Raw genomic sequence first — 22,298 nt, 5'->3', positions numbered from 1 at the left:
GTGTGCCGAACGAGAATTGAAAAGTGATAGGGCTGGATGAAAATAATTTCGATTAACTGAAAGTGGAGGCTGTAGGGGCCCCATCGCTGGCAAGCCAGCTCCCACAGTTTTCAGTGCTATTCACAAAATTGATGCTCACTGCCGATCCCTGTGGGAGCTGGCTTGCCAGCGATGGCGGCGGCTCGGGCACCGCGTTACTCAGGCTTGGTATCGGCCTTCGCCACGGTGACCCAATACGGCGTGTGCTGCTCGATCTGCACCGGCAGGGTCGGCAGCAGGGCGCTCAAGGCCTTGTCGGTGTCATGCAGCGGGAAGCTGCCGGTGATCCGCAAGTCCGCCACTTCCGGTGCCACGCCCAAGTGTCCGCGCCGATAACGACTCAGTTCCTGCACCAGGTCGCCCAGTCGCGCGTTGTCCACCACCAGCATGCCGCGGGTCCAGGCATCGGCGCCGGGGTTGAGTGCGACAATCGAATCCAGCCCGTCACGGCGCAACAGCACTTGCTGGCCTTCGCGCAGGATCTGTTCTTCGGGATTTTTTTGCGCATGCGCCGCCACCGCCGACTGCAACACGCTCAGGCGTGTGCCGCTGTTCTCGCGCTTGACCAGGAACCGCGTCCCCAATGCGCGCATGCTGCCCTCGCGGGTCTCGACGATGAACGGACGCGCATCACCATGACCGGTTTCGACGAGGATTTCGCCTTCCTGCAACACGATCAACCGGCGCTGCTCATCGAAGCGCACATCCACCGCACTGTGGGTGTTGAGGTTGAGCACGGTGCCGTCGGCCAGGCGCACGGTGCGCTGTTCGCCGGTGGCGGTGCGTTGATCGGCGAGCCAGTAATCCAGCGGCAGATAACGCTCGCTGGCGAACAGACCGAGACCGATGAGCACCATCACGCTGGCCAGTCCGCTGCCCAGTCTGCGCACCCGGCGGCGAATGCCTTCGCGCGATTGCAGCAATGCACTGCGGGCCGGGCCTTTGGCCGCACTGAAACGCTGATCGAGCATGCCCAACTGGCGCCAGGCCCGGGCGTGTTCTTCGTTGGCCGCGTGCCATTTGGCGAACTCTTCGCGCTCCAGCGCAGTGCTCGAATCGAGCGTCAGTTGCCAGGCAATTGCCGCATCCAGCACATGGGCCGGCACCGGTCTGGAACTGGCCGGGCTCATGTCGGCTCACCGTACAGGGCGATGTAACACTGACGAATGCCTTGAGCCAGATACTGCCGCACGCGCGGCACCGAGACGCCCAGCTTGTCGGCGATCTCGGCATGGCTGAGGCCGTCGAGGCGGTTATACAGGAAAGCGGCGCGCGCCTTGGTCGACAAGGTGCCGAGCAGGCGGTCGATGGCCTTGAGGTCTTCGAGGATCAGTTGCTGTTCTTCCACCGAAGGTTGTTCGCCTTCGGGGATCAGCATCAGTTCGGTGAGGTAGGCCTGTTCCAGTGCGGCGCGACGGAAGTAGTCGAACAACAGCCCTTTGGCGATAGCCAGCAGAAACGCCCGGGGTTCGCGGGGCGTCAGCAGCCCGTCGCGACCGAGCAGGCGCACGAAGGTGTCCTGGCTCAGGTCTTCGGCACGCTGCGGACAGGCCACATTGCGCCGCAACCATGCCAGCAGCCAACCGCGATGGTCGCGATACATCGCACCGACGAGTTCACTGTGAGGGCTTGGGACTGACGACACCAGACGCACCGATTGGGAAATATTAACCAACGAGAATTGTTCGCGATTCTGGCAGAGGTGGGAATGGTTAGCAATTGGCCACTGGTCAGGTGGGTGTTTAAAAGGCAGACCCTCACCCTGGCCCTCTCCCGGCGGGAGAGGGGACCGATCGGGGGGATACTCTGGAGGTCTACCGACCTGAACGCTTTGCGGTGAATCTACAATCGACTCGGTCTTTCAGGTCGATGCAAGGCTGCAGACACCACGGTCGACTCCCTCTCCCGGCGTGAGAGGGGGCAGATCGAGGGATATTCTGGAGGTCTACCGACTGAACGCCTTTCGGTGAATCCAGAACCGACTCGGTCTTTCAGGTCGATGCAAGGCTGCAGACACCGCGGTCGACTCCCTCTCCCTCCGGGAGAGGGCTGGGGTGAGGGTGTTGTTAAAAGGACGGCGCCTGTTGCCGCCGCTTCCACTGGCTCAGCCGCTGCTGCAAATTCAACGGACTGTGAATCTGTTGCTGGCGCGCCCGGCTGAACAGAATCAACGCCAGTTCCGCCGTCGCCAACGCATCGGCACTCGCGTTGTGCCGCTCGAACACTTCGAGCCTGAACCACTCGATCCACTCATCCAGTCCGGCTTCGCGGATGTTCGCCTGCGGGCACAGCAGCGGCGCCATGTCGGCTACATCCAGAAACACGTTCTGCAGCTTGTAGCCCAAGTGCTCCTTCAACGCGCGCCCGAGCATGTGCTGATCGAACGGCGCGTGAAACGCCAGCACCGGGCTGTCGCCGACAAACGTCATGAATTCCAGCAACGCCTCGGCGGGATCGCTGCCCGCCGCAATCGCATTCGGCCCCAGACCATGAATCAACACACTGGGGCTGAGCTTCAGCTCCCGGCATTGCAACGTGCGTTCGAACTGTTGGCTGAAGTCGATCGCGCCATCCTCGATCACCACTGCACCGATCGACAAGACGCGGTCCTTGTTCAGGTTCAGCCCGGTGGTCTCCAGGTCGAGCACCACCCAGCGCTGTTCGCGCAGGCTGCATTCGCTCAGTTGGCCGATCGTCGGCAACTGCGCCAGGCGTTGCTGCACATCCGTCGTCAGGGCAGGGCCGGCTGGACGCAGCCACGAGAACAGGCTCATAGCTGATACCGCAAGGCCAGGCTGCTTTGCAGGCGTTGCGCCTGGCGCAGGGACTCACGCAGGATGCGCCGGTCCAGATGATTGAGGCTGTCGGGATCGACGCGGTTGGAATACGGCAGATTCTCCCGGGTCTGGATCTGATGCTGTTGCATGCGCGTCTGCTGGATGAAGTGATAGGCCTCTTCATACGCCGCGCCATCGAGCGGTTCGATGACGTGCTTATCCACCAGTTGGCGAAAACGTTCGAGGGTGTTGTTGGTGTCGATGCCGTTGGCCAGCGCCAACAGTCGAGCACCATCGACAAACGGCGTCAGGCCCTGGATCTTCAGGTCCAGCGTGGCTTTTTCACCGTTCTTGCGTGCCAGCACAAACTCGCGGAAGCGTCCCACCGGCGGGCGATTGCGCAGGGCATTCTCGGCCAGCATGCGCTGGAACAAACGGTTGTCGCCGACCTGCTCGAGAATGCCGCGGCGCAACTGCTCGCAGCTTTTTTCATCGCCCCAGACCACCCGCAAGTCGAAGTAGATGCTCGAACCCAGCAGGTTCTCCGGCGTGGCCTCGCGGATGAACGCTGCAAAACGCCGCGCCCATTCCGCCCGCGACAGACACAGTTCGGGGTTGCCGGCCATGATGTTGCCCTTGCACAGAGTGAAGCCACACTGCGCCAGGCTTTGATTGATCTGCTGGGCAATCGGCAGCAACTTGCCGCGAATCTGCGCCGCATCCGCCGCATCGCGGGCGTCGAACAGAATGCCGTTGTCCTGATCGGTGTGCAGCGTCTGCTCGCGGCGGCCTTCGCTGCCGAAACACAGCCAGCTGAACGGCACGCCAGGGTCGCCTTTTTCCGCGAGGGTCAACTCGATCACCCGGCACACGGTGTGGTCGTTGAGCAGGGTAATGATGTGGGTGATCTGCGTCGAAGACGCGCCGTGGGCAAGCATGCGCTCGACCAGTTGGCCGATCTCGCCGCGCAGGGTTATCAGTTGTTCGACGCGCTGGGCGCTGCGGATGGTCCGGGCCAGGTGCACCAGGTCAACCCGTTGCAGCGAGAATAGATCGCGCTCGGAGACTACGCCGCACAGGCGCTGATCCTTGACCAGGCAAACGTGGGCGATGTGCCGCTCGGTCATGGCAATCGCCGCGTCGAAGGCGCTGTGATCCGGCGACAGATAGAACGGCGACGGGGTCATGTGCCGCGCGAGCGCTTCGCTGAAATCGCCAATCCCTTCAGCCACCACATGGCGCAGATCGCGCAGGGTGAAGATCCCCAGCGGCGCCTTGTGTTCATCCACCGCGACGATGCTGCCGACCTGCTGGTCGTGCATCAGCTTGACCGCTTCACGCAGCGGCGTGTCGGGGCTGCAGGTCACCGGATGACGCATGGCCAGCTCGCCGAGGCGGGTGTTCAGCGAATACTGGGTGCCGAGGGTTTCCACGGCTTTCTGCTGGACTTGCTGGTTGACCTGATCGAGCAGGCTGCTGACCCCGCGCAAGGCGAAGTCGCGGAAGGTGTTGGAGAGCGCGAACAGTTTGATGAACGCCGGTTTGTTCAATTGCAGGCAGAAGGTGTCTTCGCTCGCCAGGTGCGCCGTGCGGGTCGCCCGTTCGCCTATCAGTGCGGCCAGCGGGAAGCATTCCCCGGTGGTGATCTCGAAAGTGGTTTCGGTGCCGGGCTTGGTGATGTGCTGACGCTCGCCGACCACACGGCCCTGTTTGACAATGTAGAAATATTCGACCGGCCCGTCGGCGGGCTTGATGATGCTCTCGCCCTGAGCATAGAAACGCAGCTGACATTGCTCCACCAGATAAGCCAGGTGGGCATGTTCCATCTGATTGAAGGGCGGGAAGCGCTGGAGGAATTGCAGGGTTCCCTGAATGTTCTGCAACACCGCGGTTTTCCCTGCCTGGGTGAAGGCGTCCGCTTTACTCATAACCATTACCGCAGTCTTTTTTGAATTGTTGTTGTCGGATCGTTGCCGTCATGGTCGGCCCCTGCGAACGGGGTGCCCATTGGACGTAAGTCTAGGTTTGAGCTGCCGTTGGGCACATTTGGGAAGTGCCCTACAAAAACAGTCGGAAATTCGCCCGCCGGCCTCTTGGAAAAAAATCCGACGAAGTGCACATTGAAGCTCTGCTTAGCGATGTCTGACGACTGTGCCAGGTGATTGATTTGAACACGTAGAGAACGCTATGTCCGACCACGATATTTTGAGCGATGCCGAGCGAGAAGCGCTCAGTGCAGTCATGCTCGAGCCTGACTTGCCACCGCAGCGTGTGCTGATCGTCGATGACGACAAGGACGCCCGGGAGCTGTTGTCGGAGATTCTCGCGTTGGATGGCATTCGTTGCATGACCGCCGCCAGTGGCGAGACGGCGCTGAAGATGCTCGAGGAAAAACCTTCGATCGGGCTGGTGATTACCGATCTGCGCATGGGCCATGTCGGTGGGCTTGAGCTGGTCCGTCAGGTGCGAGAGTCGGTAAGGGCGGCGATGCCGATCATCATCGTGTCCGGCGATGCCGATGTGAAAGACGCGATTGCGGCGATGCATTTGAGCGTGGTGGATTTTTTGCTCAAGCCGATTGATACGGGCCAGTTGTTGGCGTTGGTGAAACATGAATTGGGGATCGAGCCTTAGAAGCCCCTCACCCTAGCCCTCTCCCGGAGGGAGAGGGGACTGACCGCGGTGAATGTTTGAGGTACACCGACCTGAGATTCCCGAGTCGAACTCCGGTTTTGAAAGCACAAAGATCGGCTCCCTTTCCCTTCTACCCTTGGCAACTCCTGAGCCGAGCTCAGATTTTGAAAAGCACAGAGATCGGCTCCCTTTCCCCTCTACCCTTGGCAATTCCTGAGTCGAGCTCAGATTTTGAAAAGCATACAGATCTGCTCCCTTTCCCCCTCTACCCCTTGGGGGAGAGGGCTGGGGTGAGGGGGGATGGATCTCAAGCCCACCACAAAAATCCAATCCACAGCACAAACAAAAAAGCCCTGATCTTTCGATCAGGGCTTTTTCATGTCCGGCATTCAGCGCAAGTTACAGGCCGTTGGCCTTCTTGAACTCGCGACGACGACGGTGCAGCACCGGCTCGGTATAACCGTTGGGCTGCTTGGTGCCTTCGATCACCAGTTCGACCGCCGCCTGGAAGGCGATGTTGCTGTCGAAATCCGGCGCCAGCGGACGGTACAGCGGGTCGTTGGCGTTCTGACGGTCGACCACCGGCGCCATGCGCTTGAGGCTTTCCATCACTTGCGCTTCGGTGACGATACCGTGGCGCAGCCAGTTGGCGATGTGCTGGCTGGAAATACGCAGCGTGGCACGGTCTTCCATCAGGCCGACGTCATTGATGTCCGGCACTTTCGAGCAACCGACGCCCTGGTCGATCCAGCGCACCACGTAACCGAGAATGCCCTGGGCGTTATTGTCCAGTTCGTTCTTGATTTGCTCCGGCGTCCAGCTCGGGTTGACCGCCAGCGGAATGGTCAGGATGTCGTCCACCGAGGCGCGGGCGCGTTTGGCCAGTTCGGCCTGACGGGCGAACACGTCGACCTTGTGGTAGTGCAGCGCATGCAGTGCAGCAGCCGTTGGCGACGGAACCCAGGCGGTGTTGGCACCGGCCAGCGGGTGCGCGATTTTCTGCTCGAGCATCGCGGCCATCAGGTCGGGCATCGCCCACATGCCTTTACCGATTTGCGCGCGACCTTGCAGGCCAGTGCTCAGACCGATATCGACGTTCCAGTTCTCGTAGGCGCCGATCCACTTCTCGGCCTTCATGTCGGCCTTGCGCACCATCGGGCCGGCTTCCATCGAGGTGTGGATTTCGTCGCCGGTGCGGTCGAGGAAACCGGTGTTGATGAACACCACGCGCTCGCTGGCGGCCTTGATGCAGGCCTTGAGGTTGACCGTGGTGCGGCGCTCCTCGTCCATGATCCCGACTTTCAGCGTATTGCGCTTCAAGCCCAGCACGTCTTCGATGCGACCGAACAGCTCGTTGGTGAACGCCGCTTCTTCCGGGCCGTGCATCTTCGGTTTCACGATGTAGATGGAACCGGTTCGAGTGTTCTTGCGCGAAGTATTGCCGTTGAGGTTGTGCATCGCCGCGAGGCAAGTGACCAGACCGTCGAGGATGCCTTCCGGCACTTCGTTACCGTGTTTGTCGAGGATCGCGTCGATGGTCATCAAGTGGCCAACGTTACGCACGAACAACAACGAACGGCCGTGCAGGGTCACTTCAGCGCCATTCGGCGTGGTGTAGCTGCGATCCGGGTTCATGGTGCGGGTGAAGGTCTGGCCGCCCTTGGCGACTTCTTCGGACAGGTCGCCCTTCATCAGGCCGAGCCAGTTGCGGTAGATCACCACTTTGTCGTCGGCATCGACGGCGGCCACGGAGTCTTCGCAGTCCATGATGGTGGTCAGTGCCGCTTCCATCAGGACGTCTTTGACGCCGGCGGCATCGGTCTGGCCGACCGGGGTGCTGGCGTCGATCTGGATTTCGAAGTGCAGACCGTTGTGTTTCAGCAGGATCGCGATGGGCGCGTTGGTGTCGCCCTGGAAGCCGATCAGCTGAGCATCGTTACGCAGGCCGGTGTTGCTGCCGCCCTTGAGGGAGACCAGCAGTTTGCCGTCAACGATCTTGTAACCGGTGGAGTCGACGTGGGAGCCGGCAGCCAGTGGCGCGGCTTCGTCGAGGAACGCACGGGCGAAGGCAATGACTTTGTCGCCACGCACCTTGTTGTAGCCTTTGCCTTTTTCCGCGCCACCGTCTTCGCTGATCGCGTCGGTGCCGTAGAGGGCGTCGTACAACGAGCCCCAGCGGGCGTTCGAGGCATTGAGAGCGAAGCGGGCATTCATCACCGGCACCACGAGTTGCGGACCGGCAGTACGGGCGATTTCATCATCGACATTTTGCGTCGTTGCCTGGAAATCAGCCGCTTCTGGCAGCAGATAACCGATTTCTTGCAGGAAGGCTTTGTAGGCTACAGCGTCGTGCGCTTTGCCGGCACGTTCCTGATGCCAGGCATCAATGCGAGCCTGGAAGTCATCGCGTTTGGCGAGTAGGGCTTTGTTCTTCGGTGCCAGGTCGTGAATGACCTTGTCGGCACCTTCCCAGAATTGTTCGGCGGTGAGGCCGGTACCGGGAATGGCTTCGTTGTTCACGAAGTCGAACAGGACTTTGGCGACCTGCAGGCCACCGACTTGAACGTGTTCAGTCATTGCTTGCCTCACTCTGCTCAGCTATTTCGCTTTTCAGCTCTTCAATTTGACAATGAAGCCTCTGGCCATTTAAACCACAAACCTTCCGACCAGTACATGCCATTGCTGGCGGCTGGGCTGGGACCAATCAACGGCTTGGGGCCTTGCTGACGGGGCTTTCAAGGTTGCGAACGTGCCTTGGGCAGACATCGATCCAGCGTTATGTAGTGCGCGCTGCGGCATACTACATGATGAGTTGCGCTTGTGAAAATCAGACTAATAACGTCGTTCTGCGACCTCATGTCGCATTGCGGTCACATCGCGGAACGGGATGTTCTCAAAAAACCATTGGATTGTTCCAGTTAAATATCAAAAGTTGTACACATAAATACGGTTCGCCTGCCAGGGCACCGCTTGGCACGCACCCTCGCCACAAGTACACCGCACTGCAAGCCGATTTGGGCCCCTTGCCTATACTTGCCTTTCTATAACAAAAGTCATGACAAGAGGGCTGCGCCATGGACCATCTCGTACTCACTGTTTTCGCCCCGGACAAGCCCGGGCAGGTCGAGCGCATCGCCCAATGCATCGCCGAGCACGGTGGTAACTGGCTGGAAAGCCGCATGTCACGCATGGCCGGGCAGTTCGCCGGAATTTTGCGGGTGGGCGTGCCGGCGGAGGCTTACGACGAATTAGTCGATTCCCTACAAGCACTGTCGGCGCAGGGCATTCGCGTGCTGATTGCCGAAAGCGGCATCGAGCAATCCTGCACCTGGAAACCGATCGCCATGGAGCTGGTAGGCAATGATCGCCCCGGGATCGTGCGTGACATCACCCGGCTGCTGAGCGAGCAGGGCGTCAACCTTGAACGTTTGGTGACCGAAGTGCGCCCGGCACCGATGAGCAGCGAACCGCTGTTCCACGCCGAGGCGATTCTGGCGGTGCCGCTGACCCTGTCCCTGGACGTGCTGCAATCGCGTCTGGAAACCCTGGCCGATGATCTGATGGTCGAACTGGTGTTACGCACAGAGGTTTAAGGCGTATTCGGGTTATCCAGTTTTAACGTGCACCTGCCTGTGGATAACCTGTAGAGACCGGGCGCAGCGCCAGGCCGGCCGGGGCTTGCGGAGAACTGATCAAAAAACCGCCAGCATTCAGTGACTTGCGCACAAACGGCGGGGATCACGCTGTGGATAACCTTGGGAAGGAATGTTGCAGGCCACGATAACCGTGGCCTGCAAAGCTTTGTGCGTTTTTTGATCAACTGCGTCGACGCAAACTGATCACGGCGTCGACGCTGTAAACGGCCAGACCCGCCCAGATAAAGATGAACGCGACCAGAGTGCTCGACGACAAGTGCTCGCCGAACAGCAATACCGCTTGCAGCAGCACCAGAGTTGGCGCCAGGTATTGCAGGAAGCCGATGGTGGTGTAGGGCAAATGGCGGGTGGCGGCGTTGAAGCACACCAGTGGTACCAGCGTGACCGGCCCGGCGGCGACCAGCCACCAAGCGGCCGAGGTGGTCCAGAATTCGGGTTGCGCGCTGGTCGCGGTCTGGTTGAACAACAGCCAGGCCACGGCGATGGGCACCAGCATCCAGGTTTCCACCACCAGCCCCGGCAGCGCCTTGACCGGCGCCTGCTTGCGGATCAACCCGTAGAAACCGAAGGTCAGCGCCAGCACCAGCGACACCCACGGCAAGCTGCCGACCTGCCACACCTGCTGCGCCACGCCGACCGCTGCCAGGCCGACGGCGATCCACTGCATGCGCCGCAGGCGTTCGCCGAGAATCAGCATCCCCAGCAGTACGTTGACCAGTGGGTTGATGTAGTAACCGAGGCTCGCTTCCAGCATGCGGCCGTTGTTCACCGACCACACGTAAGTCAGCCAGTTGGCCGCGATCAGCGTGCCGCTCAGGGCCAGGATCGCCAGGCGCTTGGGGTTGTCCAGCAACTCGCGCAACCAGCCGGGATGCTTCCACACCATCAGTAACAAGGCGCCGAACAACGCCGACCACAGCACCCGGTGAATGATGATTTCGACCGCCGGGACTTCGGCGATGGCTTTGAAATAGATCGGGAACAGGCCCCAGATGATGTAGGCGCTGAGGCCCAGAATGTACCCGCGACGCGGGTTGGCGGCTTGCATGCAGAGTCCTTGCTTAGGCAGCTATCAAAGCAGGGATTGTAAGGAGATTTGTCGACGAATGCCTGAGCTGATTGGTCAGAAAAGTGTGAACACAGAACCCTGCAGGCGTGAGCCCGCTCGCGATAGCAGTCTGACATTCAACATTTACGTCGACTGATAAAACGCTATCGCGAGCAGGCTCGCTCCTGCAGAGACGGTGGTGGGTCAGAACAGTTTCAACGGCTCTTCGTTGAGCGCCGACAGCTGTTCACGCAATGCCAACACCTGATCGCCCCAATAACGCTCGGTGCCGAACCACGGAAAGCTGTGCGGGAACGCCGGGTCATCCCAACGCCGCGCCAGCCAGGCGCTGTAGTGCATCAGGCGCAGGGCGCGCAGTGGTTCGATCAGCGCCAGTTCACGCGGGTCGAAGTCATGGAATTCGTTGTAGCCGTCCATCAGTTCCGACAGTTGGCCGAGGCATTCCTGACGGTCGCCGGCCAACATCATCCAGATGTCTTGCACCGCCGGCCCCATGCGGCAGTCGTCGAGGTCGACGATGTGGAACATCTCGTCGCGGCACATCATGTTGCCGGGGTGGCAGTCGCCGTGCATGCGGATGTTCTGGTGCGGCGTGGCGGCGTACACATCTTCCACGCGTTTGAGCAGGTCGCGGGCGACGGACTCGTAGGCGGGCAACAGGCTCTTGGGAATGAAGTTGCCTTCGAGCAGCGTGCTCAGCGAATCATGGCCGAAGTTTTTTACTCCCAGCGCTTCACGGTGCTCGAACGGCTTGGTTGCGCCGACCGCATGAATCCGTCCGAGCAACTGGCCGAGGCGATACAGCTGATCGAGATTGCCCGGCTCCGGGGCACGGCCGCCGCGACGGGGAAACAGGGTGAAACGGAAACCGGCGTGTTCGTGCAGGGTCTGGCCGTTGTGGATAAGTGGCGCAACCACCGGGATCTCGACGTCGGCCAGTTCGAAGGTGAACTGGTGTTCTTCGAGGATGGCTTCGTTGGTCCAGCGCTGCGGACGGTAGAACTTGGCGATCAGCGGTTCGGAGTCTTCGATACCGACCTGATAGACACGGTTTTCGTAGCTGTTTAGCGCGAGGATGCGCGCATCGCTCAGGAACCCGATGCTTTCGACGGCATCGAGTACAAGGTCGGGAGTGAGGGTTTCAAACGGGTGGGCCATGCTGACTCCTGCGCGCAGCAGGCTGCTGCGTCCGGCCCGGCATGGTAGCGCAGATGGCAGCGGGGTAGTTGGTTGGTGTCTGATCGGTCCTTTCGCGAGCCAGCTCGCTCCCACAGTGGATTGCATTCCAAATGTGGGAGCGAGCTTGCTCGCGAAGGCGATGGATCAGGCGCCGACTATTCCACCGTCCTCACGGGTAATCGCCATCACCGAAGAGCGCGGCTTGCCATTCGGCAAATGCTCGGGGAAGGTCGAACCGCCGTTCTCGCCCGGATGCTGAATTCCGACAAACAAAGTCTTCTGATCCGGCGAGAAGCTGATCCCGGTCACTTCACAACCAATCGGCCCGACCATGAAGCGGCGAATCTCGCCGGTTGCCGGATCGGCGCAAAGCATCTGGTTGTTGCCCATCCCGGCGAAGTCCCCGGCGTTGCTCGAGTCGCCGTCGGTAAGAATCCACAAGCGCCCGGCCTTGTCGAAACCCAGGCCGTCGGGGCTGTTGAACATGTTCTGCGGGGTGATGTTGGAGGAGCCACCCTTCGGCGTCCCGGCATGCACGCCCGGGTTGCCGGCGACCACGAACAGGTCCCAGGCAAACGTCTTCGACGCGTGATCGTCGCGGTCGGTGCGCCAGCGCAGGATCTGCCCGTAGACGTTCTTCTCGCGCGGGTTCGGGCCGCCCACCGGCTGGCCGTCTTCGCCGCGTTTGGCGTTGTTGGTCAAGGTGCAATAGACCTGGCCGTCCTTCGGACTGACGACGATCCATTCCGGGCGGTCCATGCGCGTCGCGCCAACGACACTGGCAGCGAGGCGGGCGTGGATCAACACTTCGGCCTGATCGGCGAAACCGCTGCTGGCGTCGATGCCGTTCTTGCCGTGGGTCAGTTCGATCCACTGGCCCTGGCCTTTCGGGTGATCGGGATTGCCGTCGCCGGCATCGAACTTGGCCACGTACAGGGTGCCGTGGTCGAGGATGTCGCGGTTAGCCTTGGCGTTGCGGTGGTTGATGCGATCGCGGCTGACGAATTTGTAGATGAACTCGCCACGCTCGTCGTCGCCCATGTACACCACGGCGCGACCGTCGTCGGTCTCGGCCAGGGCGGCGTTTTCATGTTTGAAGCGGCCCAGCGCGGTGCGTTTGACCGGGGTCGATTGCGGGTCGAACGGGTCGATCTCGACCACCCAGCCGTGACGGTTGAGTTCGTTGGGGTTCTTCGCCATGTCGAAACGCGGGTCGAACGGGTGCCAGTTGATCTCGCGGCTGGCGGCCGACACGCCGTAGCGTTTCTGCGCCGGGTCGAACTGCTGCTGGGCGTTGCTGCTGCCGAAGCAGTCGGTGAAGTTCTCTTCGCAGGTCAGGTAGGTGCCCCACGGCGTCTTGCCGTTGGCGCAGTTCTGGAACGTGCCGAGGACTTTCTTGCCGTGCTTGTCGGCGGCGGTTTTCATCAGCTCGTGACCCGCGGCCGGGCCACTGATGCGCAGCGGTGAATTACCGTGAATCCGGCGGTTGTAACGCGAGCCCTGGACGAACTGCCACTGGCCGTTCTTGCGCTGCACTTCGATCACCGACACACCTTCGCAGGCCAGCGCCTTGCGCACGTCTTCGGCCGATTGCGGCATGCCGCCGTGCGGGTAGAGGTAGCGGTAGTTGGTGTATTCGTTGTTGATTGCCATCAACGCGCGGTTTTTGTCGTCGGGGAAGGCGAACAGACTCATGCCGTCATTGTTGTCACCGAACTGCACTTCCTGTGCGGCAGCGGTGCCATTGCCGCTCGGGTCGAAGGCCGGCCCGTTCTTGTGCAGCGGCTGCCCCCAACTGATCAGCACCGAAGATTTGTAGCCCTTGGGCAGGCTGATAACGTCGGTGGTCGCGGCGGGAATGCTCTCGAAACCGAGCAGGCGACTGTTGCCGGCGCTGACGCTGGCTGCCATGACGCTGCGGCTCAGCAAGTTGCCGCCGAGGAACATCGCGGCACCGCACAAGGCCCCGGCGCTGATGAAACCGCGACGGCTGAGGCCGACCATTTTTTCCAGATCGGTGGATTGGTTTTCTTCTAATAGGCTCACATCAGGCTCCCTGCATGGTTTTGGCAGCAACCTTAAAGGGGGGCGATGAAGCTTTTGTGGCAGAAGGTCCGTTACAGCGGCGTGCCGATCAAGACATTGGACGGCGAGAACTGCACCTGCACCGGTTGCTCGATACCCAGCCCGCACGTGCGAAGGTGCAGCGGCTCAGCCAGCGCGCAGAGGGTGTGGCCGTTGGGCAGGGTGATGCGCACTTCGCTGGGGCCGTCCTCGGCGTCGAGAATGGCTTCGAGGGTGCCGCTCAGAAGATTGTGTCCAGATGTTGCAGCTTGATCCGGCGCGAGCAATTCAAGCCAGCCGGCCTTGATCAGTGCCACCACTTCCGTGCCCGGTTGCAGTTCCAGGTGCACAGTGCTGTCGTGGGTGATCTGCGCGTTGATCCACAGGCCTTCGGCCAGTTCCAGGCGAACCAGGTCGTTGCGGCCCTGCGCCTCGATCGCCACGACTTTGCCGTGCAACTGGTTGCGAGCGCTGGTGCGCAGCATCAGCCGACCGAGCAGATCGAGATCGCTGGCGTCTTCCGCCGCTTCCAGAACCTGTGCCTGCAAGGCCTGCAGTTTCTGGTAAAGGCGCAGCACGCGTTCGCCTTCACTGGACAGTTTCGCGCCGCCACCGCCCTTGCCACCGACGACGCGTTCGACCAGCGGTTTCTGCGCCAGGTTGTTCAGCTCATCAATGGCGTCCCACGCCGCTTTGTAACTCAGCCCGGCGCTTTTTGCCGCGCGGGTGATCGAACCCTGTTCGGCAATGTGTTGCAGCAGGGCGATGCGCTGCGGACGGCGGACGATGTGCTGGGACAACAGGGAAGGCATGGACATGAAAGGGCGCTTTTTTTGCTGTGGCGGTGAGGGGGGAAGTTGGTCGCTTGCAACGCCAGAGTCAAGTCGAGCCGAGAGCCCTTGTAGGAGTGTGCTGGCTTCAGCTTCCGGGTTTCGGCGTGCGGGCCAGGCAATAGACATCGACCCGCGCAGCGCCTGCGTTGATCAGCAGACGCGCAAGCGTTTGAGCCGTCGCGCCAGTAGTCAGCACATCATCAACCAACGCCAAATGCCGGCCTTGTACCTGCGAATCTGGCACGAGCTCGAACGCATTGCGCAGATTACCTTTACGCGCCTTGGCGTCGAGATCCTGCTGGGCGTCGGTGTCCTTGATGCGGCGCAGAACCGTTTCTTCACACGGCAGCCCCAGTGACTGACTCAACCAGCGCGCCAACATCGCAGCCTGGTTGAACCCGCGTTGACGCAGACGTTTGTTCGCCAGCGGCACTGGCAACAACACATCCGGACGCGGCAACCCCTCATCGAAACGATGTTGCAGGTATTGTCCGGCAACGTCGGCGAGCAGGTGACCAAACGGCCATTTCGCGTTGTGTTTAAAGCGCGTAATCAAACTGTCGACCGGGAAGCCATAGCGCCACGGCACCACCACTTGTTCGAACGCCGGAGGCTCTAGCAGGCACTCGCCACAGGTCAGGTCGGCGGCGGAGAGTGGCAGGGCGCAGCGCTGGCAATGGTCGCCGAGCCATGGCAGTTCGGTTTCGCAGGCCACGCAGAGGGGCGTTTTTTCGTCTGCAGGCTCATCGCACAGTAAGCAGGTCTGTACGTTTTTTAAACAGATGTAAACCTGTCCTTTGTATCGTGGTTGACAGCGCATGACTCTTCCTTAAATATGCCGAACATCCGTGTAGCGCCTGTGGGTATTCCGTTTCCCCGGTCGCGAGCCAAGCATAACCAAGGAACTACCCATGAGCGCGAGCACTACTGCCACCCTGCGTCACGACTGGTCTCTGGCCGAAGTCAAAGCCCTCTTCGTACAGCCATTCAACGACTTGCTGTTCCAGGCGCAGACCGTGCACCGCGCACACTTCAACGCCAACCGCGTGCAGGTTTCGACCCTGCTGTCGATCAAGACCGGCGCCTGCCCGGAAGACTGCAAGTACTGCCCACAGTCCGGTCACTACAACACCGGTCTGGAAAAAGAAAAGCTGATGGAAGTGCAGAAGGTTCTCGAAGAGGCCGCCCGCGCCAAAGCCATCGGCTCGACGCGCTTCTGCATGGGCGCGGCGTGGAAACACCCGTCGGCCAAAGACATGCCGTACGTGCTGAAGATGGTCGAAGGCGTGAAAGCCATGGGCCTGGAAACCTGCATGACCCTCGGTCGTCTCGATCAGGAGCAGACCGCAGCGCTGGCCAAGGCCGGCCTCGATTACTACAACCACAACCTCGACACCTCGCCTGAGTTCTACGGCAGCATCATCACCACCCGTACTTACAGCGAGCGCCTGCAGACCCTGGCCTACGTGCGTGAGTCGGGAATGAAGATCTGTTCCGGCGGTATCCTCGGCATGGGCGAGTCGCTGGACGACCGCGCCAATCTGCTGATCCAGTTGGCCAACCTGCCGGAGCATCCGGAATCGGTGCCGATCAACATGCTGGTGAAGGTCGCCGGCACGCCGCTGGAAAACGCTGACGATGTTGATCCGTTCGACTTCATCCGTATGCTCGCCGTAGCGCGCATCCTCATGCCGCAATCCCACGTGCGCCTGTCCGCCGGCCGCGAAGCGATGAACGAGCAGATGCAGGCCCTGGCGTTCTTCGCCGGCGCCAACTCGATTTTCTACGGCGACAAGTTGCTGACGACGGCCAACCCGCAGGCCGACAAGGACATGCAACTGTTCGCACGTCTGGGCATTCAACCGGAAGCGCGCGAAGAGCATTCCGATGAAGTGCACCAGGCGGCGATCGAGCAGGCGCTGGTGGAGCAGAAGAGCAGCGAGCAGTTCTATAACGCCGCGGTCTGATTTTTTTGATGCGATACAAAACCCTGTGGGAGCTGGCGCGCCAGCGATAGCGGACTGGATGGCGACATCTATGTCGAATGTGCCGCCGCCATCGCTGGCGAACCAGCTCCCACAGGCGCCGTGTCCATCGTGATTCATGTGATCTGACTGTCGAGGCCTGCATGTCTTTCGATCTCGCCGCACGCCTTGCTGCCCGTCGTGCCGAAAATCTCTATCGCCAGCGACCGCTGCTCGAGTCCCCGCAAGGGCCTGAAGTGGTGGTCGACGGCCAGCCGTTGCTGGCGTTCTGTAACAACGATTACCTGGGCCTGGCCAATCACCCGCAGGTGATCGAAGCCTGGCGTGCCGGCGCCGCGCGTTGGGGCGTGGGGGGCGGGGCGTCGCATCTGGTGATCGGCCATAGCGCCCCGCACCATGCCCTCGAAGAAGCGCTCGCCGATCTCACCGGTCGCCCGCGTGCGCTGCTGTTCACCACCGGTTACATGGCCAACCTCGGCGCGGTCACGGCGCTGGTCGGGCAGGGTGATACGGTGCTGGAAGACCGCCTCAACCACGCCTCGTTGCTGGATGCGGGGCTGTTGTCTGGCGCGCGCTTCAATCGTTATCTGCACAACGATGCCGACAGCCTGGCCAAGCGTCTGGAGAAAGCCACCGGCAATACGCTGGTGGTCACCGATGGCGTGTTCAGCATGGACGGTGATATTGCCGACCTGCCCGCACTGGCCCGTGAAGCCAAAGCCAAAGGCGCGTGGTTGATGGTCGATGATGCCCACGGTTTCGGGCCGCTGGGCGCGAACGGCGGCGGCATCGTCGAGCATTTCGGTTTGAGCCAGGAGGATGTGCCGGTGTTGGTCGGCACCCTCGGCAAAGCCTTCGGCACCGCCGGCGCCTTTGTTGCCGGCAGCGCGGAGCTGATCGAAAGCCTGATCCAGTTCGCCCGGCCCTACATCTACACCACCAGCCAGCCGCCCGCGCTGGCCTGCGCCACGCTGAAAAGTCTGGAGCTGCTGCGCACCGAGCACTGGCGCCGCGAGCATCTTCAAACGTTGATCCGCCAGTTCCGCCACGGTGCCGGGCAGATCGGCCTGCAGCTGATGGACAGTTTCACCCCGATCCAGCCGATTCTGATCGGCGATGCCGGTCGCGCCGTGCGCCTGTCGCAGATGTTGCGCGAACGTGGACTGATGGTCACCGCCATTCGTCCACCGACCGTGCCTGCTGGCAGCGCTCGGCTGCGCGTCACCCTGACCGCCGCCCACAGCGAGGCGCAGGTGCAGCTATTGTTAGAAGGACTGGCGGATTGCTTTGCCCAATTGTCGTCGGAGCCAAGCCATGCGTAATCGCCTGATTCTGTTGCCCGGCTGGGGCCTCGGCGTTTCGCCGCTGGAGCCTTTGGCGGCGGCGTTGCAGGGCCTCGATGAACATTTGCATGTCGAGATCGAGCCGTTGCCAGAGCTGGACTCCAGTGACCCGCAAGACTGGCTCGACGAACTCGATGAGCGCATCGCGCAAGACGTCTGGCTCGGCGGTTGGTCGCTGGGCGGCATGCTCGCGTCCGAACTGGCGGCGCGCCGTGGCGAACGGTGCTGCGGGTTGCTGACGCTGGCGAGCAATCCATGCTTCGTTGTCCATGAGCAATGGTCGAGTGCAATGCCGGGCGAGACGTTCGATGCCTTTCTCGCCGGCTGTAATGCCGACCCGCGCACCACCCTCAAACGCTTCTCGCTGTTGTGTGCCCAAGGCGCGCAGGACTCGCGCGGTCTGTCCCGGTTGATGCTCGGTGGCGCGCCGCACACCGCTGCGCCTGCATTAATGGCCGGGCTGGAATTGCTCGCGCAACTGGACACCCGCGAAGCGTTGCAAAGCTTTCGCGGGCCGCAGTTTCATCTGTTTGCCGGCCTCGATGCATTGGTGCCGGCCGAGGCGGCGGGCGCATTGTTCGCCCTGCTGCCGGATATCGAAATTGGTCTGATCGAACAGGCCAGCCACGGATTTCTGCTGGAAGACCCGCACGGAGTAGCGGGTGCGATCCAGGCGTTTTTACATGAGTGCGCCGATGACTGATCTGTCTCTTGTGCTGCCGGGTGGCTTGCCTGACAAGCGCCAGGTTGCAGCCTCCTTTTCCCGTGCAGCGGCCAGTTACGACAGCGTCGCCGAGTTGCAACGGGATGTCGGTGCGCAGTTGCTGCGGCGCTTGCCGGTAAATTTTGTCCCATCGCGCTGGTTGGATGTGGGCTGTGGTACCGGGTATTTCACTCGCGCACTGGCCGAGCGTTTTGTCGCCGGTCACGGCGTGGCGCTGGACATTGCCGAGGGCATGCTCACTCACGCCCGGCCGTTGGGTGGCGCTCAGCACTTCATTGCCGGTGATGCGGAGCGTCTGCCGCTGCACGATGAAACCTGCGATCTGATCTTCTCCAGCCTCGCCGTGCAGTGGTGTGCGGATTTTGAAGCAGTACTCGGCGAAGCGTTTCGCGTGCTCAAGCCCGGCGGGATTTTTGCGTTTGCTAGTCTTTGTGTCGGGACGCTGTTTGAGTTGCGCGACAGCTGGCGTCAGGTCGATGGCCTGGTGCACGTCAACCGCTTCCGCGAGTTCGCCCGGTATGAGCAGTTGTGCGCAGCCAGTGGTTTGCGCACGGCGAGTCTGCAGACTCAGGCGCACGTGCTGTATTACCCGGATGTGCGCAGCCTGACCCATGAGCTCAAGGCGTTGGGTGCGCACAATCTGAATCCCGGCCGGCCGGGCGGTTTGACCGGGCGGGCGCGGATTCTCGGACTGGTCGAGGCTTACGAGCAGTACCGTCAGGCACAGGGATTGCCGGCGACCTATCAAGTGGTTTACGCCGTGTTGGAGAAACCCTTATGAGCGCAGCCTATTTCATCACCGGAACGGACACGGATGTGGGCAAGACCACCGTGGCTGCCGGGTTGCTGCATGCGGCGCGGTCAGCAGGGTTGAGTACGGCGGCGGGCAAACCGGTGGCGTCCGGCTGCGAGGTGACGCCGAAGGGGTTGCGTAATGCCGACGCCCTGGCGCTGCTCGCCGAGTGTTCGGTGCCGCTGAGTTATCAACAGGTCAATCCGGTCGCGTTCGAGCCGGCCATTGCTCCGCATCTGGCGGCGCGCGAGGCGGGCGTTGCGCTGACGGTGCAGTCGTTGCTGACGCCGATGCGCGCCATTCTGGCCATGAACGCCGACTTCACCTTGATCGAAGGTGCGGGCGGCTGGCGGGTGCCGTTGGCTGATCAGGACAATCTGTCCGATCTGGCGATTGCATTGAAGTTGCCGGTGATTCTGGTGGTCGGCGTGCGGTTGGGGTGCATCAGCCATGCGTTGCTGACGGCCGAGGCGATTGCCCGCGATGGTCTGCAACTGGCGGGGTGGGTGGCGAATATCATCGACCCGAAGACTTCCCGGCTGGAGGAGAACCTTGCCACGTTGGCCGAGCGGATTCCGGCGCCGTGCCTGGGGCGCGTGCCCAAGCTCAAGGCGTTGAGTGCCGAAGCAGTGGCGGAGCATTTGCAACTGGATCTGCTCGACTAGGCTTAGCCCATGAAGGCTGGCTATGAGCAGGCACTGTGCCATTAGTGTTTTTGACGGGTGTTTTTCTGGCGCGTCTGATTCAATGGCGCCTATTGATCCTTCCCAAGGATGAGCACTTTCATGGAAATCTCCGGTAACACAGCTTTTTATGCAGGTTTGAGCTCGATTCAGACCGGGCAGAATCGTGTCGATCAGGCAGCCAGCCAGATCGCCAGCAGCACCATTGAGCGCTCGGTGACCAGCCAGTCGTCCGAAGTTCAGGTCGATCGCCTGCGTGGTGTCGATCGTTCGCAGCAGTCGGATCTGGCCAGCAATATGGTCGAGATGTCACAAGGCAAGATTCAGGCGGAGCTGGGCGTCAAAGTCGCCAAGGCTTCCGATGAAATGCTCGGTACGATCATCGATACGTTTGCCTGATTTTTTGCTGCATGCCTGAACAACGCCGCGCCTTGTCGCGGCGTTTTGCGTTGTAAGTCCTTCTTCCTCAACTAATCTTTTTTCAGTACCTGTGGCGCGTTGGCGTCCATGGCGGTTTGCTGTGTCTGGCGTTTGAAAGAAGGGAAGACGAACGGCAAAAGATCGACGCTTGACAAGATTTCGGCGTAAACGTATGTTTCAAACAACTGTTTGACCGTCACAACAAATCAACACGGTCGTTCATTCCCGGTTACATCAGCAGAGGTTTATCGCTATGCCTGACTACAAGGCCCCCTTGCGTGATATTCGCTTCGTTCGTGACGAACTGCTCGGCTACGAAGCGCACTATCAGAGCCTTCCGGCTTGCGCAGACGCAACTCCAGACATGGTTGACGCCATTCTCGAAGAAGGCGCCAAGTTTTGTGAGCAGGTACTGGCACCGCTGAACCGTGTGGGCGACCTCGAAGGTTGCACCTGGAGCGAGTCCGGCGTGAAAACCCCGACGGGCTTCAAAGAGGCGTACAAGCAATTCGTCGAAGGCGGCTGGCCAAGCCTGGCGCACGACGTCGAGCACGGCGGTCAAGGCCTGCCGGAGTCGCTGGGTCTGGCCGTCAGCGAAATGGTCGGTGAAGCCAACTGGTCGTGGGGCATGTACCCAGGCCTGTCGCACGGTGCAATGAACACCATCTCCGAGCACGGCACCCCTGAGCAGCAAGAAGCCTATCTGACCAAACTGGTTTCCGGCGAATGGACCGGCACCATGTGCCTGACCGAACCGCACTGCGGCACCGACCTGGGCATGCTGCGCACCAAGGCCGAACCTCAGGCCGACGGTTCCTACAAAGTTTCCGGCACCAAGATTTTCATCTCGGCCGGCGAACACGACATGGCCGACAACATCGTCCACATCGTGCTGGCTCGTCTGCCGGATGCACCGGCTGGCACCAAAGGCATTTCCCTGTTCATCGTTCCAAAGTTCCTGCCGAATGCCGATGGCACCCTCGGTGCACGCAACGCCGTGAGCTGCGGTTCGCTGGAACACAAGATGGGCATCCACGGCAACGCCACTTGCGTGATGAACTTCGACGGCGCCACCGGTTTCCTGATCGGCCCGGCGAACAAAGGCCTGAACTGCATGTTCACCTTTATGAACACCGCACGTCTGGGGACCGCGCTGCAAGGTTTGGCCCACGCCGAAATCGGCTTCCAGGGTGGTCTGAAATACGCTCGCGATCGTTTGCAAATGCGCTCCCTGACTGGCCCGAAAGCGCCGGACAAAGCTGCCGACCCGATCATCGTGCACCCTGACGTACGTCGCATGCTGTTGACCATGAAGGCGTTCGCCGAAGGCAACCGCGCGATGGTGTACTTCACCGCCAAACAGGTCGACATCGTCAAATACGGCGTCGATGAAGAAGAGAAGAAGAAGGCCGATGCGCTGCTGGCGTTCATGACGCCAATCGCCAAGGCGTTCATGACCGAAGTCGGTTTCGAAGCAGCCAACCACGGCGTGCAGATCTACGGCGGTCACGGTTTCATCGCCGAGTGGGGCATGGAGCAGAACGTTCGCGACAGCCGCATTTCGATGCTGTACGAAGGCACCACCGGCATCCAGGCACTCGACCTGCTGGGCCGTAAAGTGCTGATGACCCAAGGCGAGGCTCTGAAAGGCTTCACCAAGATCGTCCACAAGTTCTGCCAGAACAACGAAGGCAACGAAGCCGTCAAAGAATTCGTTGCACCGCTGGCAGCACTGAACAAAGAGTGGGGCGAGCTGACCATGAAGGTCGGTATGGCCGCCATGAAAGATCGCGAAGAAGTCGGCGCGGCCTCCGTGGACTACCTGATGTACTCCGGTTACGCCTGCCTGGCCTACTTCTGGGCCGACATGGCGCGTCTGGCAGCCGAGAAGCTGGCAGAAGGCACTGGCGACGCAGCGTTCTACACCGCCAAGCTGCAAACCGCGCGCTTCTACTTCCAGCGCATCCTGCCACGTACCCGTACTCACGTGGCCACCATGCTGTCGGGCGCCAACAACCTGATGGACATGAAAGAAGAAGACTTCGCACTGGGCTACTAAGCCTTAACGCGGTCGCTTGAAAAACCGCTGCCCCTTTAGG

General features: G+C 61.1%; 19 protein-coding genes. 9 read left to right on the top strand and 10 right to left on the bottom strand.

Features of this window, described 5'->3' with window-relative positions:
- Positions 1-194: 194 nt before the first annotated feature.
- From PseuLF5_RS23075 to PseuLF5_RS23060, 4 genes are all read right to left on the bottom strand, one after another.
- Positions 195-1,169 carry a FecR family protein gene (locus PseuLF5_RS23075; RefSeq protein ID WP_340134812.1) on the bottom strand — a complete coding sequence of 325 codons (975 nt, stop codon included), beginning with the start codon at positions 1,167-1,169 and terminating at the stop codon, positions 195-197.
- A complete protein-coding gene (locus PseuLF5_RS23070) occupies positions 1,166-1,642 on the bottom strand; it encodes an RNA polymerase sigma factor (RefSeq protein WP_256591901.1) in 477 nt (158 codons plus the stop codon). Before PseuLF5_RS23070 ends, PseuLF5_RS23075 begins: the two co-directional genes overlap by 4 nt.
- Positions 1,643-2,105: 463 nt before the next feature.
- Positions 2,106-2,813, bottom strand: coding sequence for a 3'-5' exonuclease (locus PseuLF5_RS23065; protein ID WP_340134811.1), 708 nt, complete (start codon positions 2,811-2,813; stop codon positions 2,106-2,108).
- The gene (locus PseuLF5_RS23060) at positions 2,810-4,744 is read right to left on the bottom strand and encodes a DUF294 nucleotidyltransferase-like domain-containing protein (protein WP_302467484.1); all 1,935 of its coding nucleotides are present in this window, start codon (positions 4,742-4,744) and stop codon (positions 2,810-2,812) included. Before PseuLF5_RS23060 ends, PseuLF5_RS23065 begins: the two co-directional genes overlap by 4 nt.
- 259 nt (positions 4,745-5,003) lie before the next feature.
- On the opposite strand from PseuLF5_RS23060, the gene PseuLF5_RS23055 reads away from it, so the two are divergent.
- A complete protein-coding gene (locus PseuLF5_RS23055) occupies positions 5,004-5,450 on the top strand; it encodes a response regulator (protein ID WP_123469346.1) in 447 nt (148 codons plus the stop codon).
- A gap of 399 nt (positions 5,451-5,849) precedes the next feature.
- Here PseuLF5_RS23055 and PseuLF5_RS23050 read toward each other — a convergent pair whose 3' ends face one another.
- Complete coding sequence (locus tag PseuLF5_RS23050; RefSeq protein ID WP_222834164.1) at positions 5,850-8,027, bottom strand: malate synthase G; 2,178 nt, start codon at positions 8,025-8,027, stop codon at positions 5,850-5,852.
- A 497-nt stretch (positions 8,028-8,524) separates the two neighbouring features.
- Here PseuLF5_RS23050 and PseuLF5_RS23045 point away from each other — a divergent pair, with 497 nt between their 5' ends.
- Complete coding sequence (locus PseuLF5_RS23045) at positions 8,525-9,043, top strand: glycine cleavage system protein R (protein ID WP_123469342.1); 519 nt, start codon at positions 8,525-8,527, stop codon at positions 9,041-9,043.
- 223 nt (positions 9,044-9,266) lie between these two features.
- Here PseuLF5_RS23045 and rarD read toward each other — a convergent pair whose 3' ends face one another.
- The 5 genes from rarD to PseuLF5_RS23020 all read right to left on the bottom strand — a co-directional run bounded on the left by rarD (position 9,267) and on the right by PseuLF5_RS23020 (position 15,071).
- Complete coding sequence (gene rarD / locus PseuLF5_RS23040; protein WP_123469340.1) at positions 9,267-10,154, bottom strand: EamA family transporter RarD; 888 nt, start codon at positions 10,152-10,154, stop codon at positions 9,267-9,269.
- A gap of 204 nt (positions 10,155-10,358) precedes the next feature.
- Positions 10,359-11,333 (bottom strand): serine/threonine protein kinase, encoded by a 975-nt coding sequence (locus PseuLF5_RS23035; RefSeq protein ID WP_123469338.1) that lies wholly within the window; start codon positions 11,331-11,333, stop codon positions 10,359-10,361.
- Positions 11,334-11,498: 165 nt separating this feature from the next.
- Positions 11,499-13,400 carry a PhoX family protein gene (locus tag PseuLF5_RS23030; protein ID WP_322375924.1) on the bottom strand — a complete coding sequence of 634 codons (1,902 nt, stop codon included), beginning with the start codon at positions 13,398-13,400 and terminating at the stop codon, positions 11,499-11,501.
- Between the two features lie 71 nt (positions 13,401-13,471).
- A complete protein-coding gene (locus PseuLF5_RS23025; RefSeq protein ID WP_123469334.1) occupies positions 13,472-14,236 on the bottom strand; it encodes a TOBE domain-containing protein in 765 nt (254 codons plus the stop codon).
- 100 nt (positions 14,237-14,336) lie between these two features.
- A complete protein-coding gene (locus tag PseuLF5_RS23020; protein WP_322375925.1) occupies positions 14,337-15,071 on the bottom strand; it encodes a ComF family protein in 735 nt (244 codons plus the stop codon).
- 91 nt (positions 15,072-15,162) lie between these two features.
- Here PseuLF5_RS23020 and bioB point away from each other — a divergent pair, with 91 nt between their 5' ends.
- The 7 genes from bioB to PseuLF5_RS22985 all read left to right on the top strand — a co-directional run bounded on the left by bioB (position 15,163) and on the right by PseuLF5_RS22985 (position 22,258).
- Positions 15,163-16,218 (top strand): biotin synthase BioB, encoded by a 1,056-nt coding sequence (gene bioB / locus PseuLF5_RS23015; protein WP_128616182.1) that lies wholly within the window; start codon positions 15,163-15,165, stop codon positions 16,216-16,218.
- 161 nt (positions 16,219-16,379) lie between these two features.
- Positions 16,380-17,558, top strand: coding sequence for an 8-amino-7-oxononanoate synthase (gene bioF, locus PseuLF5_RS23010; RefSeq protein ID WP_123469328.1), 1,179 nt, complete (start codon positions 16,380-16,382; stop codon positions 17,556-17,558).
- Positions 17,551-18,282, top strand: a complete 732-nt coding sequence (locus tag PseuLF5_RS23005; protein ID WP_322375927.1) for an alpha/beta fold hydrolase — start codon at positions 17,551-17,553, stop codon at positions 18,280-18,282. Before bioF ends, PseuLF5_RS23005 begins: the two co-directional genes overlap by 8 nt.
- Complete coding sequence (bioC, locus tag PseuLF5_RS23000) at positions 18,275-19,084, top strand: malonyl-ACP O-methyltransferase BioC (protein WP_340134810.1); 810 nt, start codon at positions 18,275-18,277, stop codon at positions 19,082-19,084. The genes PseuLF5_RS23005 and bioC overlap by 8 nt, the downstream gene beginning before the upstream one ends.
- The gene (gene bioD / locus PseuLF5_RS22995) at positions 19,081-19,761 is read left to right on the top strand and encodes a dethiobiotin synthase (RefSeq protein ID WP_123469322.1); all 681 of its coding nucleotides are present in this window, start codon (positions 19,081-19,083) and stop codon (positions 19,759-19,761) included. The genes bioC and bioD overlap by 4 nt, the downstream gene beginning before the upstream one ends.
- Positions 19,762-19,881: 120 nt before the next feature.
- Positions 19,882-20,178, top strand: coding sequence for a pyrroloquinoline quinone biosynthesis protein PqqE (locus tag PseuLF5_RS22990; protein WP_123469320.1), 297 nt, complete (start codon positions 19,882-19,884; stop codon positions 20,176-20,178).
- A 274-nt stretch (positions 20,179-20,452) separates the two neighbouring features.
- Positions 20,453-22,258 (top strand): phenylacyl-CoA dehydrogenase, encoded by a 1,806-nt coding sequence (locus tag PseuLF5_RS22985; protein WP_123469318.1) that lies wholly within the window; start codon positions 20,453-20,455, stop codon positions 22,256-22,258.
- Positions 22,259-22,298: the final 40 nt, after the last annotated feature.

Source organism: Pseudomonas sp. LF-5 (genome assembly GCF_037626295.1).
GTDB lineage: Bacteria > Pseudomonadota > Gammaproteobacteria > Pseudomonadales > Pseudomonadaceae > Aquipseudomonas > Aquipseudomonas monsensis.
Note: the sequence above shows the minus strand (reverse complement) of the source record. Positions and strands in the feature narration are given on the sequence as shown.